Annotated in this window: 17 protein-coding genes and 1 riboswitch; of the genes, 7 read left to right on the forward strand and 10 right to left on the reverse strand. The window is 57.0% G+C overall.

Going from position 1 to position 16,282, the window contains the following annotated elements; all coding sequences use genetic code 11:
* The first annotated feature begins 63 nt into the window (after positions 1–63).
* Entirely contained in the window at positions 64–879 is an 816-nt protein-coding gene (rlmA, locus tag AC0TNG_RS08130; protein WP_473713391.1) for a 23S rRNA (guanine(745)-N(1))-methyltransferase, read from the forward strand.
* On the opposite strand, the gene mntP is transcribed toward rlmA, so the two are convergent.
* The 5 genes from mntP to manX form a co-directional block, all read right to left on the reverse strand.
* Positions 876–1,442, reverse strand: coding sequence for a manganese efflux pump MntP (mntP, locus tag AC0TNG_RS08135; protein WP_032642447.1), 567 nt, complete (start codon positions 1,440–1,442; stop codon positions 876–878). The genes rlmA and mntP overlap by 4 nt on opposite strands.
* Before the next feature lie 10 nt (positions 1,443–1,452).
* Positions 1,453–1,642: riboswitch (yybP-ykoY riboswitch) on the reverse strand.
* A 198-nt stretch (positions 1,643–1,840) separates the two neighbouring features.
* Positions 1,841–2,299, reverse strand: a complete 459-nt coding sequence (locus AC0TNG_RS08140; protein WP_473713392.1) for a DUF986 family protein — start codon at positions 2,297–2,299, stop codon at positions 1,841–1,843.
* A 54-nt stretch (positions 2,300–2,353) separates the two neighbouring features.
* Positions 2,354–3,205 (reverse strand): PTS mannose transporter subunit IID, encoded by an 852-nt coding sequence (locus AC0TNG_RS08145; RefSeq protein WP_006810994.1) that lies wholly within the window; start codon positions 3,203–3,205, stop codon positions 2,354–2,356.
* A 12-nt stretch (positions 3,206–3,217) separates the two neighbouring features.
* On the reverse strand, positions 3,218–4,018 hold the full coding sequence (manY, locus tag AC0TNG_RS08150; RefSeq protein WP_024909729.1) for a PTS mannose transporter subunit IIC: 801 nt from the start codon (positions 4,016–4,018) through the stop codon (positions 3,218–3,220).
* Positions 4,019–4,064: 46 nt separating this feature from the next.
* Positions 4,065–5,030 (reverse strand): PTS mannose transporter subunit IIAB, encoded by a 966-nt coding sequence (manX, locus tag AC0TNG_RS08155; protein ID WP_032647745.1) that lies wholly within the window; start codon positions 5,028–5,030, stop codon positions 4,065–4,067.
* A 316-nt stretch (positions 5,031–5,346) separates the two neighbouring features.
* Here manX and AC0TNG_RS08160 point away from each other — a divergent pair, with 316 nt between their 5' ends.
* Complete coding sequence (locus tag AC0TNG_RS08160) at positions 5,347–5,505, forward strand: protein YoaL (RefSeq protein WP_370883520.1); 159 nt, start codon at positions 5,347–5,349, stop codon at positions 5,503–5,505.
* Positions 5,493–7,052: a CNNM family cation transport protein YoaE gene (gene yoaE, locus AC0TNG_RS08165; protein WP_032647743.1), complete on the forward strand. Its 1,560-nt coding sequence runs from the start codon at positions 5,493–5,495 to the stop codon at positions 7,050–7,052. The genes AC0TNG_RS08160 and yoaE overlap by 13 nt, the downstream gene beginning before the upstream one ends.
* A 6-nt stretch (positions 7,053–7,058) precedes the next feature.
* Here yoaE and AC0TNG_RS08170 read toward each other — a convergent pair whose 3' ends face one another.
* The 4 genes from AC0TNG_RS08170 to pabB form a co-directional block, all read right to left on the reverse strand.
* Entirely contained in the window at positions 7,059–8,657 is a 1,599-nt protein-coding gene (locus tag AC0TNG_RS08170) for an EAL domain-containing protein (RefSeq protein WP_208763014.1), read from the reverse strand.
* 130 nt (positions 8,658–8,787) lie between these two features.
* Entirely contained in the window at positions 8,788–10,152 is a 1,365-nt protein-coding gene (sdaA, locus tag AC0TNG_RS08175; protein ID WP_024909859.1) for an L-serine ammonia-lyase, read from the reverse strand.
* 185 nt (positions 10,153–10,337) lie between these two features.
* Positions 10,338–10,916 carry a CoA pyrophosphatase gene (locus AC0TNG_RS08180; protein WP_048029449.1) on the reverse strand — a complete coding sequence of 193 codons (579 nt, stop codon included), beginning with the start codon at positions 10,914–10,916 and terminating at the stop codon, positions 10,338–10,340.
* A gap of 6 nt (positions 10,917–10,922) precedes the next feature.
* Positions 10,923–12,248: an aminodeoxychorismate synthase component 1 gene (gene pabB, locus AC0TNG_RS08185; RefSeq protein ID WP_417927709.1), complete on the reverse strand. Its 1,326-nt coding sequence runs from the start codon at positions 12,246–12,248 to the stop codon at positions 10,923–10,925.
* Between the two features lie 61 nt (positions 12,249–12,309).
* On the opposite strand from pabB, the gene AC0TNG_RS08190 reads away from it, so the two are divergent.
* Entirely contained in the window at positions 12,310–12,492 is a 183-nt protein-coding gene (locus AC0TNG_RS08190) for a YoaH family protein (protein WP_008500497.1), read from the forward strand.
* Between the two features lie 6 nt (positions 12,493–12,498).
* Here AC0TNG_RS08190 and AC0TNG_RS08195 read toward each other — a convergent pair whose 3' ends face one another.
* Positions 12,499–12,843: a RidA family protein gene (locus AC0TNG_RS08195; RefSeq protein ID WP_008500498.1), complete on the reverse strand. Its 345-nt coding sequence runs from the start codon at positions 12,841–12,843 to the stop codon at positions 12,499–12,501.
* 133 nt (positions 12,844–12,976) lie between these two features.
* On the opposite strand from AC0TNG_RS08195, the gene AC0TNG_RS08200 reads away from it, so the two are divergent.
* The 3 genes from AC0TNG_RS08200 to AC0TNG_RS08210 all read left to right on the forward strand — a co-directional run bounded on the left by AC0TNG_RS08200 (position 12,977) and on the right by AC0TNG_RS08210 (position 16,268).
* A complete protein-coding gene (locus tag AC0TNG_RS08200) occupies positions 12,977–14,887 on the forward strand; it encodes an ATP-dependent DNA helicase (RefSeq protein ID WP_024909863.1) in 1,911 nt (636 codons plus the stop codon).
* 66 nt (positions 14,888–14,953) lie between these two features.
* Complete coding sequence (tsaB, locus tag AC0TNG_RS08205) at positions 14,954–15,649, forward strand: tRNA (adenosine(37)-N6)-threonylcarbamoyltransferase complex dimerization subunit type 1 TsaB (protein WP_417927538.1); 696 nt, start codon at positions 14,954–14,956, stop codon at positions 15,647–15,649.
* A 37-nt stretch (positions 15,650–15,686) separates the two neighbouring features.
* A complete protein-coding gene (locus AC0TNG_RS08210; RefSeq protein WP_061714891.1) occupies positions 15,687–16,268 on the forward strand; it encodes a Slp family lipoprotein in 582 nt (193 codons plus the stop codon).
* Positions 16,269–16,282: the final 14 nt, after the last annotated feature.

The raw sequence follows: 16,282 nt of genomic DNA on the forward strand, positions 1-16,282 counted from the left end.
GGGCGTTTATAACCAGGGCGAATAGCGGTACACTTCGCCCTTTGATTATGCTCCGGAGTCACCATGTCCTTCAGCTGTCCCCTTTGCCACGCCCCCCTGACGCACTCAGATAAAAGTTATACCTGTCCGCAGGGGCATCAGTTTGATAGGGCAAAAGAAGGCTACGTGAATCTTCTGCCGGTACAGCATAAGCGTTCCCGCGATCCTGGCGACAGTGCTGAAATGATGCGGGCGCGCCGCGCGTTTCTTGATGCCGGGCACTATCTGCCGCTGCGGGAGGCCGTCGCGCAGATGCTGAATGACATTCTGCCGGATTCAGCCACCGCCATGCTCGATATCGGCTGCGGGGAGGGGTACTACACCGCGCGGTTTGCCGAGATCGCCCGTGAGAAGGGCGCACAGACGTTCGGTCTGGACGTGTCGAAAGTGGCGATTCGCGCAGCGGCAAAGCGTTACGCGGACGTGACGTTCTGCGTGGCATCCAGCCACCGACTGCCGTTTGACGATGCCAGCATGGACGCGGTTATTCGCATTTACGCGCCGTGCAAGGCGGAAGAGCTGGCTCGCGTGGTAAAACCGGGCGGATGGGTAGTCACCGTGACCCCGGGCCCGCGTCATCTGATGGAGCTGAAAGGGCTGATCTACGACGAAGTGCGTCTGCATGCCCCTCATTCTGAACAGCTGGCCGGTTTTACCCTGAAGCAAGCGGAATCGGTGGCGTACGAAATGACGCTGAAAGGGGAAGAGGCCACCGCGTTATTGCAGATGACGCCGTTCGCGTGGCGGGCAAAACCGGAAGTATGGGAAGCGTTAGCGGCACACTCAACATTTGGCTGCCAGACGGACTTCAGTATCCACCTCTGGCAGCGCGAAGATTAACCGGCGAAGTGTGCCCAGAGGATTTGGGCACCAATGCCAATCAACACAATCCCCCCCAGGATCTCGGCGCGTTTACCCAGCAGCGGGCCGATAAACCGTCCGACCATCATGCCCAGCGTGGACATAATCAATGTTGCGCAGCCGATGGCCAGCGCGGTGGCGATGATATTGACCTGCAGGAATGCCAGACCGACACCGACGGCCATCGCATCAAGGCTGGTGGCAATGGCCGTAGTGACCAGCAGCCAGAACCCGTGGCGGTGCTGAGGCTCCTCGTCTTCTTCATCGCCGCCGCGAAAACCTTCAATCACCATTCGGCCACCGAGAAATACCAGCAGGACGAAGGCAATCCAGTGGTTCCACTCCAGCACGAACTGGCTGGCGAGCATGCCAAGACCCCAGCCGATAAGCGGCGTCAGCGTTTCGATAGCGCCAAAAATCAGACCGGTACGCAGGGCTTCTGAGAACTTAGGTTTGTGAAGCGTGGCGCCTTTTCCGATGGAAGCAGCGAATGCGTCCATGGACATGCCAAAAGCGAGAAGGATCGTAGCGGAGATATTCATAACAGCGTCCAGACCGGGGATATCCATATGACACATCACTGCCCCCAGTAAACAGCAGTTGATGTATCTATGGTCTCGCCTGATCGCGCTGCACATAAGATGTGCTGTCAGCGATCCGTACGTGCCACGTTTTTCAACGAGTATGTTGACACGTACATTTCCTGCGAACAGGAAATCGGCTACTCCCCAACGACGGGCGCAACCTTAACATATTTTGAGAATATAAAACAACAATGAAGAGGCATTATTTAAAATGCTTGTTGATAACGATTTTCATTTGTCTTTAAGCGTGAAAATATCGTTAACAAATAGAGATAAAATTAACGAAGGAGATATAGCTTTGGCTATATTTCTTGCGCAAGATAAACGCAGTATATAGCCATTGCTATATATCTAACTCATTGAGTTTTAACAAGTAACTTGTATATCTTTTCCAGGTCGTCAATATTCTTCACCCGAATAAGCAGGCGGCGTTGTTCTAATTGCATCACCAGCACACCGTCTTCGGATAAATTCATCTCTTTAATACGGTTATATTCTATCCACACATTGGCGAAGAAAAATCCGCGGGATTTAAAAAGGATTTTCGGCGTGCGGATCCAGAACAGATAAATCGCCATTAATGCCAGCGCACATAATAACCATGTGGTTAATATTGCACCATGGCTGGTGACGTTATTGTAAATAAGAATGGCGATGAGACCCACGAAGATAAAGGCGTCCACGCGCCCGCGTCGCAGAAGGGGAAGGGAGAGCAGCGTCTCGCCGTGACGGCGGGGCATAATGAACTCGTCATAGATCGCGTAAGCCAGAAGGGCAACAACAAATAAAACCAGTACGATGTCCGTGACAGTCATTCATCCTCCAGATAAAAAAACCGGGGGCAAGCCCCCGGCCTATAGCATTGAAACTTACAGACCCAGCAGGCCGACGGCGTAGCCCGCAATACCGATGACGAAGAAGCCAACGATAATCCACAGCGGGTTCACTTTCTTACGCAGCAGCCACATGCAGGCGAAGGTCAACAGCAGCGGCACCAGGCCCGGCATCAGCTGGTCCAGAATCGTCTGCACGGTGGTGACGCGGGTCTGACCATCCTGTCCGGTGATGGTTGATACCACCAGCGGGATGTTCACGTGCGTCCACTTGTTAACCAGTGCCCCCATGACAAACAGGCCGAGGATTGACGCCCCCTCAGTCAGTTTCTGCAGGAAGCCGCCGCCCATGTCCTTAACGATGTCCACCCCTTTACGGTAGCCGTAGGCCACACCGTAGTAACGGGTCAGCAGACGCACGGCGTTGAACAGGATGAAGAACAGCAGCGGGCCAAGCAGGCTACCGCTCATCGCGATACCGGCACCCAGTGCCGCGAAGACCGGACGCACGGTACCCCAGAAGATAGGGTCACCGACACCGGCCAGCGGACCCATCAGACCGACTTTGATACCGTTGATAGCACCATCGTCAATCTCTGCGCCGTTTGCACGCTGTTCTTCCATTGCCAGCGTTACGCCCAGTACGGGAGCCGCAACGTAAGGATGGGTGTTAAAGAATTCCAGGTGACGCTTGATGGCCTGACGGCGCGCTTCGTTGTTTTCCGGGTACAGGCGTTTGATCGCCGGTACCATGGAGAAGCAGAAGCCCAGCGCCTGCATACGTTCGAAGTTCCATGAACCCTGAAACAGGTTAGAACGGATGAACACGCCACGAATATCACCCGGAGTGAGTTTTTTCTCGGTGGTAGTTTTTGTCATATCAACCATTTCGCTCACCTGTTAGTCCAGTTCGTTATCGAGATCGTTGTTACCAGCAGCCTGCGCTGGGGCACCCGCGACGCGGTTATATTTCGGGCTGAGCTGGATGTAGAGAATCGCCATCACCGCACCAATCACGCCCAGTGCAACCAGATTGAAGTTGGTGAAGGCTGCAGTCACGAAGCCGAGGTAGAAGAACGGCATCAGGTAGCCTGCGCGCATCATGTTGATGACCATCGCATAACCAACAACCACGATCATACCGCCCGCGATGTTCAGGCCGCCGGTGACCACTTCAGGAATGGCGTTCAGCATGCTCTGGACTTCACTGGTACCGACAGAGATCGCCACGATAACCGCCGGGATCGCAATACGCATCGCCTGCAGGAACAGGGATGAAACGTGGATCCACGACAGGGCCGTGAGGTTGCCGTTGTCGGCCGCCTTATCCGCCGCGTGCTGGAAGGCAACGGTGATAGTACGAACGATGATGGTCAGAACCTGGCCTGCGGCTGCCAGCGGGATCGCCAGGGCGATACCGGCACCAATACTCTGGTGACCGGCAATAACCAGAACGGTCGAAATGATAGAGGCCAGCGCGGCATCGGGCGCAACTGCCGCGCCGATGTTCATCCAGCCCAGGGCGATCATTTCCAGGGTACCACCGATGATGATACCGGTTTTCATGTCACCCAGAACGGCCCCAATCAGCGTACAGGCCACCAGAGGACGGTGGAACTGAAATTCATCAAGTACGGATTCCATACCCGCAATACATGCGACCACGAACACCAGCACAATCTGAAGAGTGGTAATCTCCATTGCACTTCTCCTATTACGTAAACTTTATATGAGAACCGGCGCGGGCTTATTTCCCAACTTTGCCGATCAAATCCATCATTTTCAGTTTCTGGTCCGTGGAAACCTTACGGGCTTCCAGCTCAATACCGCGCGCATTCAGCTTGTTGAATGCCTCGATATCTTTCGCATCGACTGAAATGGCGTTGTTGACCTGCGTTTTGCCCTGACGGAATGCCATACCACCAATGTTCACGGAGGTGATTTTTACGCCGCCTTCAACAATGCGCTCAACGTCTGTCGGGTTAGTGAACAGGAGCATCACGCGTTCGCCCGCGTATTTCGGGTTGTTGTAAACGCGGATCATCTTGGCGACATCCACGACGTGCGCGGTAACGCCAGGAGGAGCAACCTGAGTCAGAAGGGTTTTACGAACGGTATCGGCGGCCACTTCGTCGCTGACCACGATAATGCGTCGAACGTTGGTCTCTTTGGTCCAGCGCGTGGCGACCTGGCCGTGGATTAAGCGGTCATCAATACGCGCAAGGCCGATAACCATGTAATCGTTCGGGCCCATCGGTTTTGCCGGTGCTGCCGCTTTTGGTGCCGCTGCAGGCGCAGGGGCAGGTTTTTCAACCGGCTGCGCTTTCAGGGCCTTAACCCCTTCGCGACCGGTTTCAACGGCCAGTGCCACCAGCTCATCGAACGCCGGATTGTCGTCGCGCGCCATGAAGGTTTCCACCAGCATGGGAATGTTGACCCCGGCGACAACTTCATAGTGCTCTTTATCGACGACAATGCGGCTGGCAGCATTGAACGGGCTGCCGCCCCATGTATCAACGAGAAACAGCACGCCTTTGCTGGTATCCAGCTTCTCGAGTTGAGCGTTGTACTTCTCAATCAGCGTCTCGGCGTTTTCACCGGGAACGAAATCGATCCAGCCGACGTTTTCCTGCTCGCCCAACAGCATCTCTGCCGTTTTGAGTAGCTGCTCAGCAGCCCAACCATGTGTGCCTATGACAATAGCAATGGTCACTTGCTACCTCCTTTTATTATCATTAATACGCCTGCCAGGCAGTCGTACTGAGAATCGTATTGGCGAACCGAATCGATTCAGATAAGGGTTAGAGTTCAAAAAACTAAGACTTCCGCGAATTATTTTAGATAGTGAAAAAATAATTTATGTGATGAAGATCCGTAATTTAGCCACGCGTTACAGATTTATCTGTAGCGTAAAGCGGCTGTGTTACAGAACTTTGCAAAGGAACGTAAATCTTTGCTAAAAACACAGTGTCTCTGATATGTTTAGCCTCCGTTTAATTGTTCAGGAGTATAGGGCTACAGCCCACTATATGGACCGTCACCGACGTCAGTCATCTACCAGGCCATTTCGCGCCTTATTCACCGGCGATCCTCGCCACGTATCGACTCTGTTTACCTCTGTTTTGCCCACATTGAGTGGGGCACCGTTTCGTCATTCCTTTAGCAGGAGCTTGTCATGGAATTCTTAATGGACCCGTCAATCTGGGTGGGATTGCTCACGCTGGTGGTGCTGGAGATTGTTCTCGGCATTGATAACCTGGTGTTTATCGCCATCCTTGCGGACAAACTGCCGCCAAAACAGCGTGATAAAGCGCGTCTGATTGGTCTCTCGCTGGCGCTGGTCATGCGACTGGGGCTGCTCTCCGTCATCTCCTGGATGGTCACACTGACCAAACCGCTGTTCTCCGTCATGGATTACACCTTCTCCGGGCGTGATTTAATCATGCTGATCGGGGGGATATTCCTGCTCTTCAAAGCGACGACAGAGCTTCACGAGCGGCTGGAAAACCGTCAGCACGATGATGGGCACGGTAAAGGCTATGCCAGCTTCTGGGTGGTGGTACTGCAGATCGTGGTGCTTGATGCGGTCTTCTCGCTGGATGCGGTGATCACTGCGGTCGGCATGGTCAACCATCTGCCGGTAATGATGGCGGCTGTCGTTATTGCAATGGCGGTTATGCTGCTGGCCTCGAAGCCGCTGACGCGCTTCGTCAACCAGCATCCGACGGTGGTCGTGCTGTGTCTGAGCTTCCTGCTGATGATTGGCCTGAGCCTGGTGGCGGAAGGTTTTGGCTTCCATATTCCGAAAGGCTACCTGTACGCCGCGATTGGCTTCTCGATCCTGATCGAGTTGTTCAACCAGATTGCGCGTCGTAACTTTATTAAGCAGCAGTCGAATCAGCCGCTGCGTGCCCGTACCGCAGATGCCATTCTGCGCCTGATGGGCGGTCGTCGTCAGGTGAACGTTCAGTCTGATTCCGAAAACCATAATCCGGTTCCGGTCCCGGAAGGGGCGTTTGTGGAACAGGAACGCTACATGATTAACGGCGTGCTCTCCCTTGCCTCCCGTTCGCTGCGCGGCATCATGACGCCGCGCGGGGAAATCAGCTGGGTCGATGCTAACCTGAGCGTTGATGAAATTCGCCAGCAGCTGCTCTCTTCACCGCACAGCCTGTTCCCGGTGTGTCGTGGTGAGCTGGATGAGATCATCGGCGTCGTGCGGGCGAAAGAGATGCTGGTGGCCCTGGAAGAGGGCGTCAACGTGGAAGCCGTTGCTGCGGCGTCGCCTGCGATTGTCGTGCCGGAAACCCTGGATCCGATCAACCTGCTCGGGGTGCTGCGTCGCGCTCGCGGTAGCTTTGTTATCGTCACCAACGAGTTTGGCGTGGTGCAGGGGCTGGTCACGCCGCTGGACGTGCTGGAAGCGATTGCCGGTGAGTTCCCGGATGCAGACGAAACGCCAGAGATTGTTGCCGACGGTGAAGGCTGGCTGGTTAAAGGTACCACCGACCTGCACGCGCTCTCGCACACGCTGGGGCTGGAAAACGTGATTAACGATGAAGAAGACATCGCGACCGTTGCCGGTCTGGTGATCGCCGTTAACGGGCAAATCCCGCGCGTCGGAGATGTGATCGAGCTTTCGCCGCTGCACATTACGATCGTTGAAGCCAACGACTATCGCGTTGATATGGTTCGTATTGTTAAAGAACAATCAGCCCACGACGAAGATGAGTAAGCCGGCTTAGCGCAGCGGCATTAAGGGCACGATGTGCCCGTTATGATGCGCTGGCGGGGGCGCGCTCCCCGCCAGCCACTTCGGAAAATCCCGTAGCGGCATGGGCCGCGCATAGAAAAAGCCCTGCAGGACAGGCACGCCGTGGCGGCGCAAATAGCGCGCCTGCTCCTCTGTCTCGACCCCCTCAGCAACCAGTTCAATATCAAGCCGCTGGCCCAGCGCAATAATCATATCCGTCACCGTCGAGTTCACGGCGTCGGTGCCGATGGCGGTGGTAAAGGACTGGTCGATTTTCAGTACGTCCGGGTGCAGCTTCTCAAGCCAGGAGAGAGAGCTGTTTCCGGTGCCAAAATCGTCGATGGCGAGCTTCACCCCTTTGCGATGCAGTTCGCGCACGATGCGATAATCCGCATCCAGCAGCGCATCCCGTTCCGTGAGTTCTATCACCAGCTGCTGGCGCGGAAAGGCGCTGAACCAGAGACGGTTCAGGTCCTGTATCAACACCGCGTGACGGAAATGGCTGGCGGCAACGTTAATGCCGATGTGAAAACCGGCGCTGGAAGGGAAGTAGCCTATCTGGCGCACCGTTTCGGCGATGACATAGCGGGTCAGGGGGACAATCTGGTTATGTTCTTCTGCCAGAGGAATAAACACCTCCGGGGTGATCCAACCCTGACGGGGGTTGTTCCAGCGCAGCAGGATCTCCACGCCAGTACACGCCTGGGTGCGGGCATTCACCAGCGGCTGGCAGAAAAGCTCAAATTCCCGCCCCGCAATGCCCATATCAATCTCCCACGTAAAGCTCATCCGGTTTGCCGTCGCCAGCCAGGCGAGATAGCCCAGCAACAGGCTCAGCATAAGCCCCAGCGGCAGCTGGGCTGGCAGGCTTTTTAAGGCTAATGCTCCAGGACCTGGCCCGCTGACCGTAATGGTGAAAGGATTTCGGGTTGATGACTGCTGGAAAAGAGAGTCTTCATCATCAAACGTCAGGCTGTCGCTGACGCGTTGACCATAGCGCAGAAAGCGATCGCCCACGGTCAGCGCCACGTCATTGATAAGCGGGCGCTGGGGCTCGAGGATCATTTTGGCGATCAGATCGATATTGATGATCTCGATGACGCCTGCTTCACCGTCCTGAGAAACGGGATACCACTGAATCAATATCGGGCTGTCCTTAAGCAACCACTGGTCGGTGGATAAAATCAGCTTCGTCGTGCTGGCGGGGAGTTCTTTCAGGAAGTCACGAACGGGCACATCGCGGCTTCCGAAAATACTCGAGCAGTACAGGATACCGTCTTTAATCAGGGCGATAGAGCGTACCGTCTGCAAAATGGCGGCCTGCTTTCGCAGCGCCAGGTGCGCCTGGGGACAGGGCTGTCCCACCAGGGGCTGCAGCACGCTGCGGCGGTTCTCCAGAGAAAGCAGTATGTTATCAAGAGCGCGGACGGTGTGGCTGGTAAAATCGAGGATCCGCTGTTGATTAACATTGCGCTGTGAAATAAAGCGAATGCCTAACGTCAGGATGAGTGTGAGGAGCGCAACCGTGACACAGACGATAACGCGTTTTCGGCGATAGTTTTTAATGATCGTTTGTGCAGTTTGCATGAACGGTCGCCTGATAAGCCACCAGCCACAAAAGCCGGACGCAACAGTGAAAGTGTAGTGGGGAAAACAGCGGGAGACGAGGAAGAAGAGGGAAATTCGCCCATCCGTTGCAGATGGGCGAAAGGCAGTATTAGTCGCACTGCACCTTAATGGCCAGGCCACCACGGGACGTCTCGCGGTATTTCGCGTTCATGTCTTTGCCGGTTTCGTACATGGTTTCAATCACCTTATCCAGCGATACGCGAGGTTCGCTGGTACGGCGCATCGCCATACGTGAGGCGTTGATGGCTTTCACCGAGGCAATCGCGTTACGCTCGATGCACGGCACCTGCACCTGGCCCGCGACCGGGTCACAGGTCAGACCGAGGTTATGTTCCATACCGATTTCAGCCGCCACGCAGACCTGCTCAGGGCTTGCGCCCAGCAGCTCTGCCAGACCTGCCGCCGCCATGGAACAGGCCACGCCGACTTCACCCTGACAGCCCACTTCCGCACCGGAGATGGAGGCGTTCATCTTGTACAGCGCGCCGATGGCACCTGCCGCCAGGAAATAGCGAATGTAGATGTCCGGCGTCACGGGCTCAATAAAGTGATCGTAGTAGGCCAGCACTGCCGGGACGATACCGCAGGCGCCGTTGGTTGGCGCCGTCACGACGCGACCACCGGCGGCGTTCTCTTCGTTAACGGCCAGGGCAAACATGTTTACCCAGTCAACCACGTTCATCGGGTCGTTGGAGAACTTGTCCGTGGTCACCAGCATACGGCGCAGGGCGGAGGCACGACGCGGTACGCGCAGTGGACCCGGCAGAACGCCTTCGGTGTTCATCCCGCGATCGATACAGGCGCGCATGGTTTGCCAGACGTTCGCAAAATAGTCTTCAATCTCTTTTTTGCTGTGCAGGGCCAGCTCGTTCTGCATCACCATACCGGACAGTGAAAGACCGGTCTCTTTGCAGTAGCCCAGCATCTCGGTAGCCGATTTGAACGGGTACGGTACGTTGACGTCGCCGACGCTGTCTTTGCCAAAATGCTCTTCATCCACGATGAAGCCACCGCCGATGGAGTAGTACGTCTTGCTGTAGATCTCTTTTTCACCGCTCCAGGCGTGAATGGTCATGCCGTTTTCATGCAGCGGCAGGTTGTCGCTACGGAAACGCATGCCGTCATCCTGCGGAAAATCGACTTCCTGCTGGCCGTTTGCCAGCAGCAGGCGACCGCGTGTTTCCACGTCGCGGATAAATGCCGGGATGGCATCAATATCAACGGTATCCGGCATGTTGCCTGCCAGACCCATAATAATGGCGATATCGGTGTGGTGGCCTTTACCCGTTAATGACAGCGAGCCGTAAACATCCACGGCGACACGGGTAACGCTTTCCAGTAATCCTTTTTCGACCAGATCATCGACGAACTGTTTACCGGCCTTCATCGGGCCAACAGTATGGGAAGACGAAGGGCCAATTCCCACTTTGAACATGTCGAATATACTAATCACTTTCACACTCCTGACAGGGTTACCGGGGTTCCAGTAACGATGTTATAACTGCGCATAGTGTAAGAGGGAACACCGACCTCGGCTTAACTATTCACATGAATTAAACTAATGGTTAACGATGGGTTTTGCTAATAGCGCGACGCAGATCGCAAACCTGGCAGAAGAGGGCGGAATGTAAAGTATAGTCAAGGCTTCAGGCCGATTTGCAACGCCAGCTCACGAATAATGCCCGCCGTCATGCCCCAGACAAAATAATGCTGATACCAGGACAACCAGACCCGATGGTCATGCCCACGACGCTGAATATCCAGCGGGTGGTAACGACTCAGTCGGAGGGCCTCCTCCAGCGGCATTTCAAACACCGCGGAGACTTCATCGACGCTGGCGTGATACTGCAGGCCCGGCGGGATAATGCCCACCACCGGCGTGACCTGAAAACCGGTGACGCTGTCGACGGGCGGCAGCACGCCGATGACCTCAACGGCCTCCGGCGGAATGGCCACCTCTTCCTGCGCTTCGCGCAGCGCGGCGGCAATCAGCGAGGCGTCGGAGCTGTCTACCGCGCCCCCCGGAAAAGCGACCTGACCCGCGTGCTTGCGTAAATGGGCGGAACGCTGGGTGAGCAGCAGGCCCGGCTGCGCGCGACGCACGACCGGGATCAGCACGGCCGCCTGACGTTGATTCAGCGCTTCGCGGTTAACCTGCGGTCGTAATAGCTGAAAACGCGATAAAAAGTCATCCAGCGTCAGGTTCTCTTTTTCCACCCGTGATTACTCCAGTTGTTTCAGGATACGGTTAACTTTATCAAAGGTTTCCTGATATTCCGCATCGACCTCACTGTCGGCAACAATGCCGCCCCCGGCCGAACAGTAAAGGTTTCCGTTGCAGGCGGTCAGCGTGCGAATGGTAATGCTGGTATCCAGCGTGCCGCACAGGCTGATATAGCCGATGCTGCCGCACCAGGCGTTGCGGCGGTGCGGCTCCAGCTCATCAATGATCTCCATCGCCCGCACCTTTGGCGCGCCGGTGATGGAGCCCCCCGGGAATGCCGCGCGCAGCAGGTCGCAGGCCGTGCGCGAGTCAGGCAGCCGCGCGGTAATGGTGCTGACCAGATGATGCACCGCCGGGAAAGGCTCGACGACAAACAGTTCCGGTGCGCGGACGCTGCCCGGAACGGCCACCCGGCCAATGTCGTTACGCATCAGATCGACAATCATCAGGTTTTCGGCGCGGTCTTTCGGCGAGGCGGCGAGTTTTTCCGCCTGCTTGCGGTCGGCGTCGGGATCGGCAAGACGCGGCAAGGTGCCTTTAATCGGACGGGTTTGAATCGTGCCCTCGGCCAGATGAATAAAACGCTCGGGCGACAGGCTGAGGATCGCCCCCTGTTCCAGACGCACAAACGCGCTAAACGGCGCCTTATTGCTGGCATTAAGACGGGTAAACGCCTGCCACTCATCTCCCCGGTATGTCGCCTGGAAGCGCTGGGCAAGGTTAACCTGGTAGCAGTCACCGCTTTGCAGATACGCCTGAACGCGCGCGAATTTTTCGCCATACTCTGCGGCGCTCATGTTCGAGCGCCAGTCGGAGGTCAGCGTGAATGGCCCGGCAGGTGCAGGCTGCTGTGCCTCAAGCCACGCCAGACGCGCCTGCACGTCATGATGGCTCAGCAGGGAAACCGTTTTTTTCTGGTGATCAACTATTAACGCCCAGTCATACAGCCCGACGGCCATGTCGGGCAGGGGAATATCAGCCTGCGCATGCTCGGGCAGCGTTTCGAAACGGCGACCCAAATCGTAGCCAAACAGGCCCAGCGCGCCCCCCTGAAAAGGAAGGTCCGGGTTGGGTGTGGCAGATAAGCCCAGCGCGTTAATGTCGCGCTGAAGCTGCACCAGCGGATCGTCCGTCAGCGAAAGGTCATCGGTTGTCAGCGTCTTCAGCGGATCGGCGACCAGAATATCAAAGCGGCTATAGGGATGATCCGCATGGCCGGAATGCAGCAGCATCGCAAACGGAAGATGGCTCAGGCGGGCAAACCAGTATTCAGCGGCGTCTGTCCGCCAGGGCAGGGTAATAACAGTGGGGAAGCGCATGTTCATGTATGGCATACTACCGGGCAGCGTGAAATAATTAGCGCGAATAATTTAGCAGGAGTTGACGATGTTTGCAGGTTTACCTTCTCTGAGCCATGAACAGCAGCAGAAAGCGGTTGAGCGAATTCAGGAACTGATGTCCCAGGGGATGAGCAGCGGACAGGCGATTTCCCAGGTGGCGGAAGAACTGCGCGCCACGCATACCGGCGAGCGGATCGTGGCGCGTTTCGAGGATGAAGATGAAGAGTAATCGGGCTTAAACCGCCGCGATAATCTTAATCTCGACCTTGTATTCCGGCTTCATCAGCGTGGCCTGTACGGTGCAGCGTACAGGCGCGTGACCCGCCACCACCCACGCATCCCAGGCTTTGTTCATTGCCGCGAAGTCATCTTTGTTTGCCAGGAAAATCGTCGCATCCAGAATGCGGGATTTGTCGCTGCCCTGTTTTTCCAGCACCGCGTCAATCTGCGCCAGGGTATTTGCCGTCTGCTCGAACGCATCCGCGTCCAGGTTAGCCGGGACGCCGGTGTAGTAGAGCGTCTGGTTATGGATCACCACATCAGACCAGCGGGCTTCGGCATCAATGCGCACAATTGTCATAAACGTTTCCTCGTTATTTTTCGTCATCAGGCGGCAAGACTGCCATATTGTTCCCCTGTCGTCACTATTTGGGGTGGCACATGAGAGGATGGGCTGACATAATCCCTGTGCAAAAATACAGTGAGAGAGCACCGTGGCAGACGATTTTTCCCCTGAAGGTCAATTAGCGCAGGCTATCCCCGGCTTCAAACCCCGTGAGCCTCAGCGACAGATGGCGCACGCCGTTGCACGCGCCATCGATAAGGCTCAGCCGCTGGTGGTTGAAGCCGGTACCGGCACGGGTAAAACCTATGCTTACCTTGCGCCGGCGCTGCGGGCGAAAAAGAAGGTGATTATTTCCACCGGTTCAAAAGCGCTGCAGGATCAGCTCTACAGCCGCGATTTGCCCACGGTAGCTAAGGCGCTGAAATACAAGGGACGTCTGGCCCTGCTGAAGGGGCGCTCCAACTATCTCTGCCTGGAGCGCCTTGAGCAGCAGGCGCTGGCGGGCGGCGATCTGCCGGTACAGACGCTGAGCGACGTCATTATCCTTCGGTCATGGGCGAACCAGACCGAAGAGGGCGATATCAGCACCTGCGCGAGCGTGCCGGAAGATTCCCCGGCCTGGCCGCTGGTGACCAGCACCAACGACAACTGCCTCGGCAGCGACTGCCCGCTGTATAAAGACTGCTTCGTGGTGAAAGCGCGCAAAACGGCGATGGACGCCGACGTCGTGGTGGTAAACCATCACCTGTTTCTCGCGGATATGGTGGTCAAGGACAGCGGTTTCGGCGAGCTGATCCCCGAGGCGGACGTGATGATCTTTGATGAAGCGCACCAGCTTCCGGATATCGCCAGCCAGTACTTCGGTCAGTCGCTCTCCAGCCGTCAGCTGCAGGATCTGGCGAAAGATTTCACCATTGCGTACCGGACCGAACTCAAAGATACCCAGCAGCTGCAGAAGTGCGCCGACCGCCTGGCGCAGAGCGCGCAGGATTTCCGTTTACAGCTCGGCGAGCCGGGCTATCGCGGCAACCTGCGCGAGCTGCTGGCGGACAAAAATATCCAGCGCGCGCTGCTGCTGCTCGATGACGCCCTGGAGCTCTGCTACGACGTGGCGAAACTGTCCCTCGGCCGCTCCGCGCTGCTGGATGCGGCCTTCGAGCGCGCTACGCTCTATCGCGGTCGGCTCAAACGGCTGAAAGAGATCAACCAGCCGGGGTACAGCTACTGGTACGAGTGCACCTCGCGGCATTTCACGCTGGCGCTCACGCCGCTGACGGTGGCCGATAAATTCAAAGAGGTGATGGCGCAAAAGCCGGGAAGCTGGATCTTTACCTCGGCAACCCTGTCGGTGAATGACGATCTGCACCACTTCACCGAGCGCCTCGGCATTGAGCAGGCGGAATCGCTGCTCCTGCCCAGCCCGTTCGACTACGAAAAACAGGCGCTGCTCTGCGTTCCCCGTAATCTGCCGCTGCCGAACCAGCCGGGTGCGGCGCGCCATCTGGCTGCAATGCTAAAACCGATGATCGAGGCCAACAACGGCCGCTGCTTTATGCTCTGTACCTCCCACGCCATGATGCGCGATCTCGCCGAGCAGTTCCGCGCCACGATGACCCTACCGGTGCTGCTGCAGGGCGAAACCAGCAAAGGCCAGCTGTTACAGCAGTTTGTCAGCGCCGGTAATGCCCTGCTGGTCGCAACCAGCAGCTTCTGGGAAGGGGTGGACGTGCGCGGCGACACGCTTTCGCTGGTGATCATTGATAAGCTGCCGTTTACCTCCCCGGACGATCCGCTGCTGAAGGCGCGGATGGAAGACTGCCGTCTGCGCGGCGGCGATCCGTTTGACGAGGTACAGCTGCCGGATGCGGTCATCACGCTTAAGCAAGGGGTAGGGCGCTTAATCCGTGACGTCACCGATCGCGGCGTGCTGGTCATCTGCGATAACCGGCTGGTGATGCGTCCTTACGGGGCGACTTTCCTTGCAAGCCTGCCGCCCGCGCCGCGGACGCGGGACATAAAACGCGCGGTGCGTTTCCTGGCAAACCCAACGGCGGAGTAATTTACCCCGGAGTGTGCTAAGATGCGCGCCATTTTGTGACTGACCCCTGCGAGAGCGCGACGACTGATGCGAATTCTGGCTATTGATACCGCGACAGAGGCTTGCTCTGTTGCCCTGTTGAACGACGGTGCTGTTTCTGCCCATTTCGAAGAGTGCCCCCGGGAACACACCCAACGCATTCTGCCCCTGGTAAAAGCCATTTTAACCCAGGGCAACACCTCCTTAACCGACCTCAACGCGCTGGCCTTTGGCCGCGGCCCCGGCAGCTTTACGGGCGTACGTATCGGGATTGGCATTGCGCAGGGGCTGGCGCTGGGCGCCGAACTGCCGATGATCGGCGTCTCTACCCTCGCCACCATGGCGCAGGGCGCATGGCGCATGACCGGGGCAACGCGCGTCCTGGCAGCGATTGATGCCCGCATGGGCGAAGTCTACTGGGCCGAATACACCCGCGACGAGCAGGGCGTGTGGCACGGTGAAGAGACGGAAGCCGTGCTTAAGCCAGAAGCGGTCACAGAACGACTGAAGCAGCTGTCCGGCGAGTGGGCGACCGTCGGCACGGGCTGGCCAGCGTGGCCTGAGATGGCGAACGACACCGGATTGACGCTGGTGGACGGCAACATGCTGCTCCCGGCTGCTGAAGATATGCTTCCGATTGCCAGCCAGCTGCTCGCAGCAGGAAAAACCGTGGCCGTTGAACAGGCGGAACCGGTTTATTTGCGAAACACCGTCGCGTGGAAGAAACTTCCGGGCCGCGAGTGAATCTCAGTAACAGGAACTGAGAAAAAGGAGTCGCATCATGGCGGTTCAGACTAAAGTAGTACGCCTTATTATGGCAGGCGCAGTTGCCATAGCACTGAGCGGATGCGTTTCCGTTCCTGATGCGATTAAGGGCAGCAGCCCGACGCCACAGCAGGATCTGGTTCGGGTGATGAATGCCCCTGAGCTGTACGTCGGCCAGGAAGCACGCTTTGGCGGTAAGGTCATAGACGTACAAAACCAGCAGGGGAAAACCCGTCTGGAGATCGCCACCGTTCCGCTGGACAGCGGCGCGCGGCCTGTACTGGGCGAGGCCTCCCGGGGACGTATCTACGCGGACGTCAGCGGTTTCCTCGATCCGGTCGATTTCCGCGGACAGCTGGTGACCGTCGTCGGGCCGATTACCGGCGCCGTGCAGGGCAAAATCGGCAACACGCCGTACAAATTTATGACCATGCAGGTCAACGGGTATAAACGCTGGCGGCTGGCACAGCAGGTGATCATGCCGCCTCAGCCGATGGATCCTTGGATGTGGGGTCCACATCCTTATCGTTATGGCTACCCGGGCTGGGGTTGGTACAACCCGGGCCCTGCACAGGTTCAGACGATCGTTACTGAGTAACTTACTGTTATTGT

The organism is Enterobacter sp. PL_is514 (assembly GCF_055816715.1).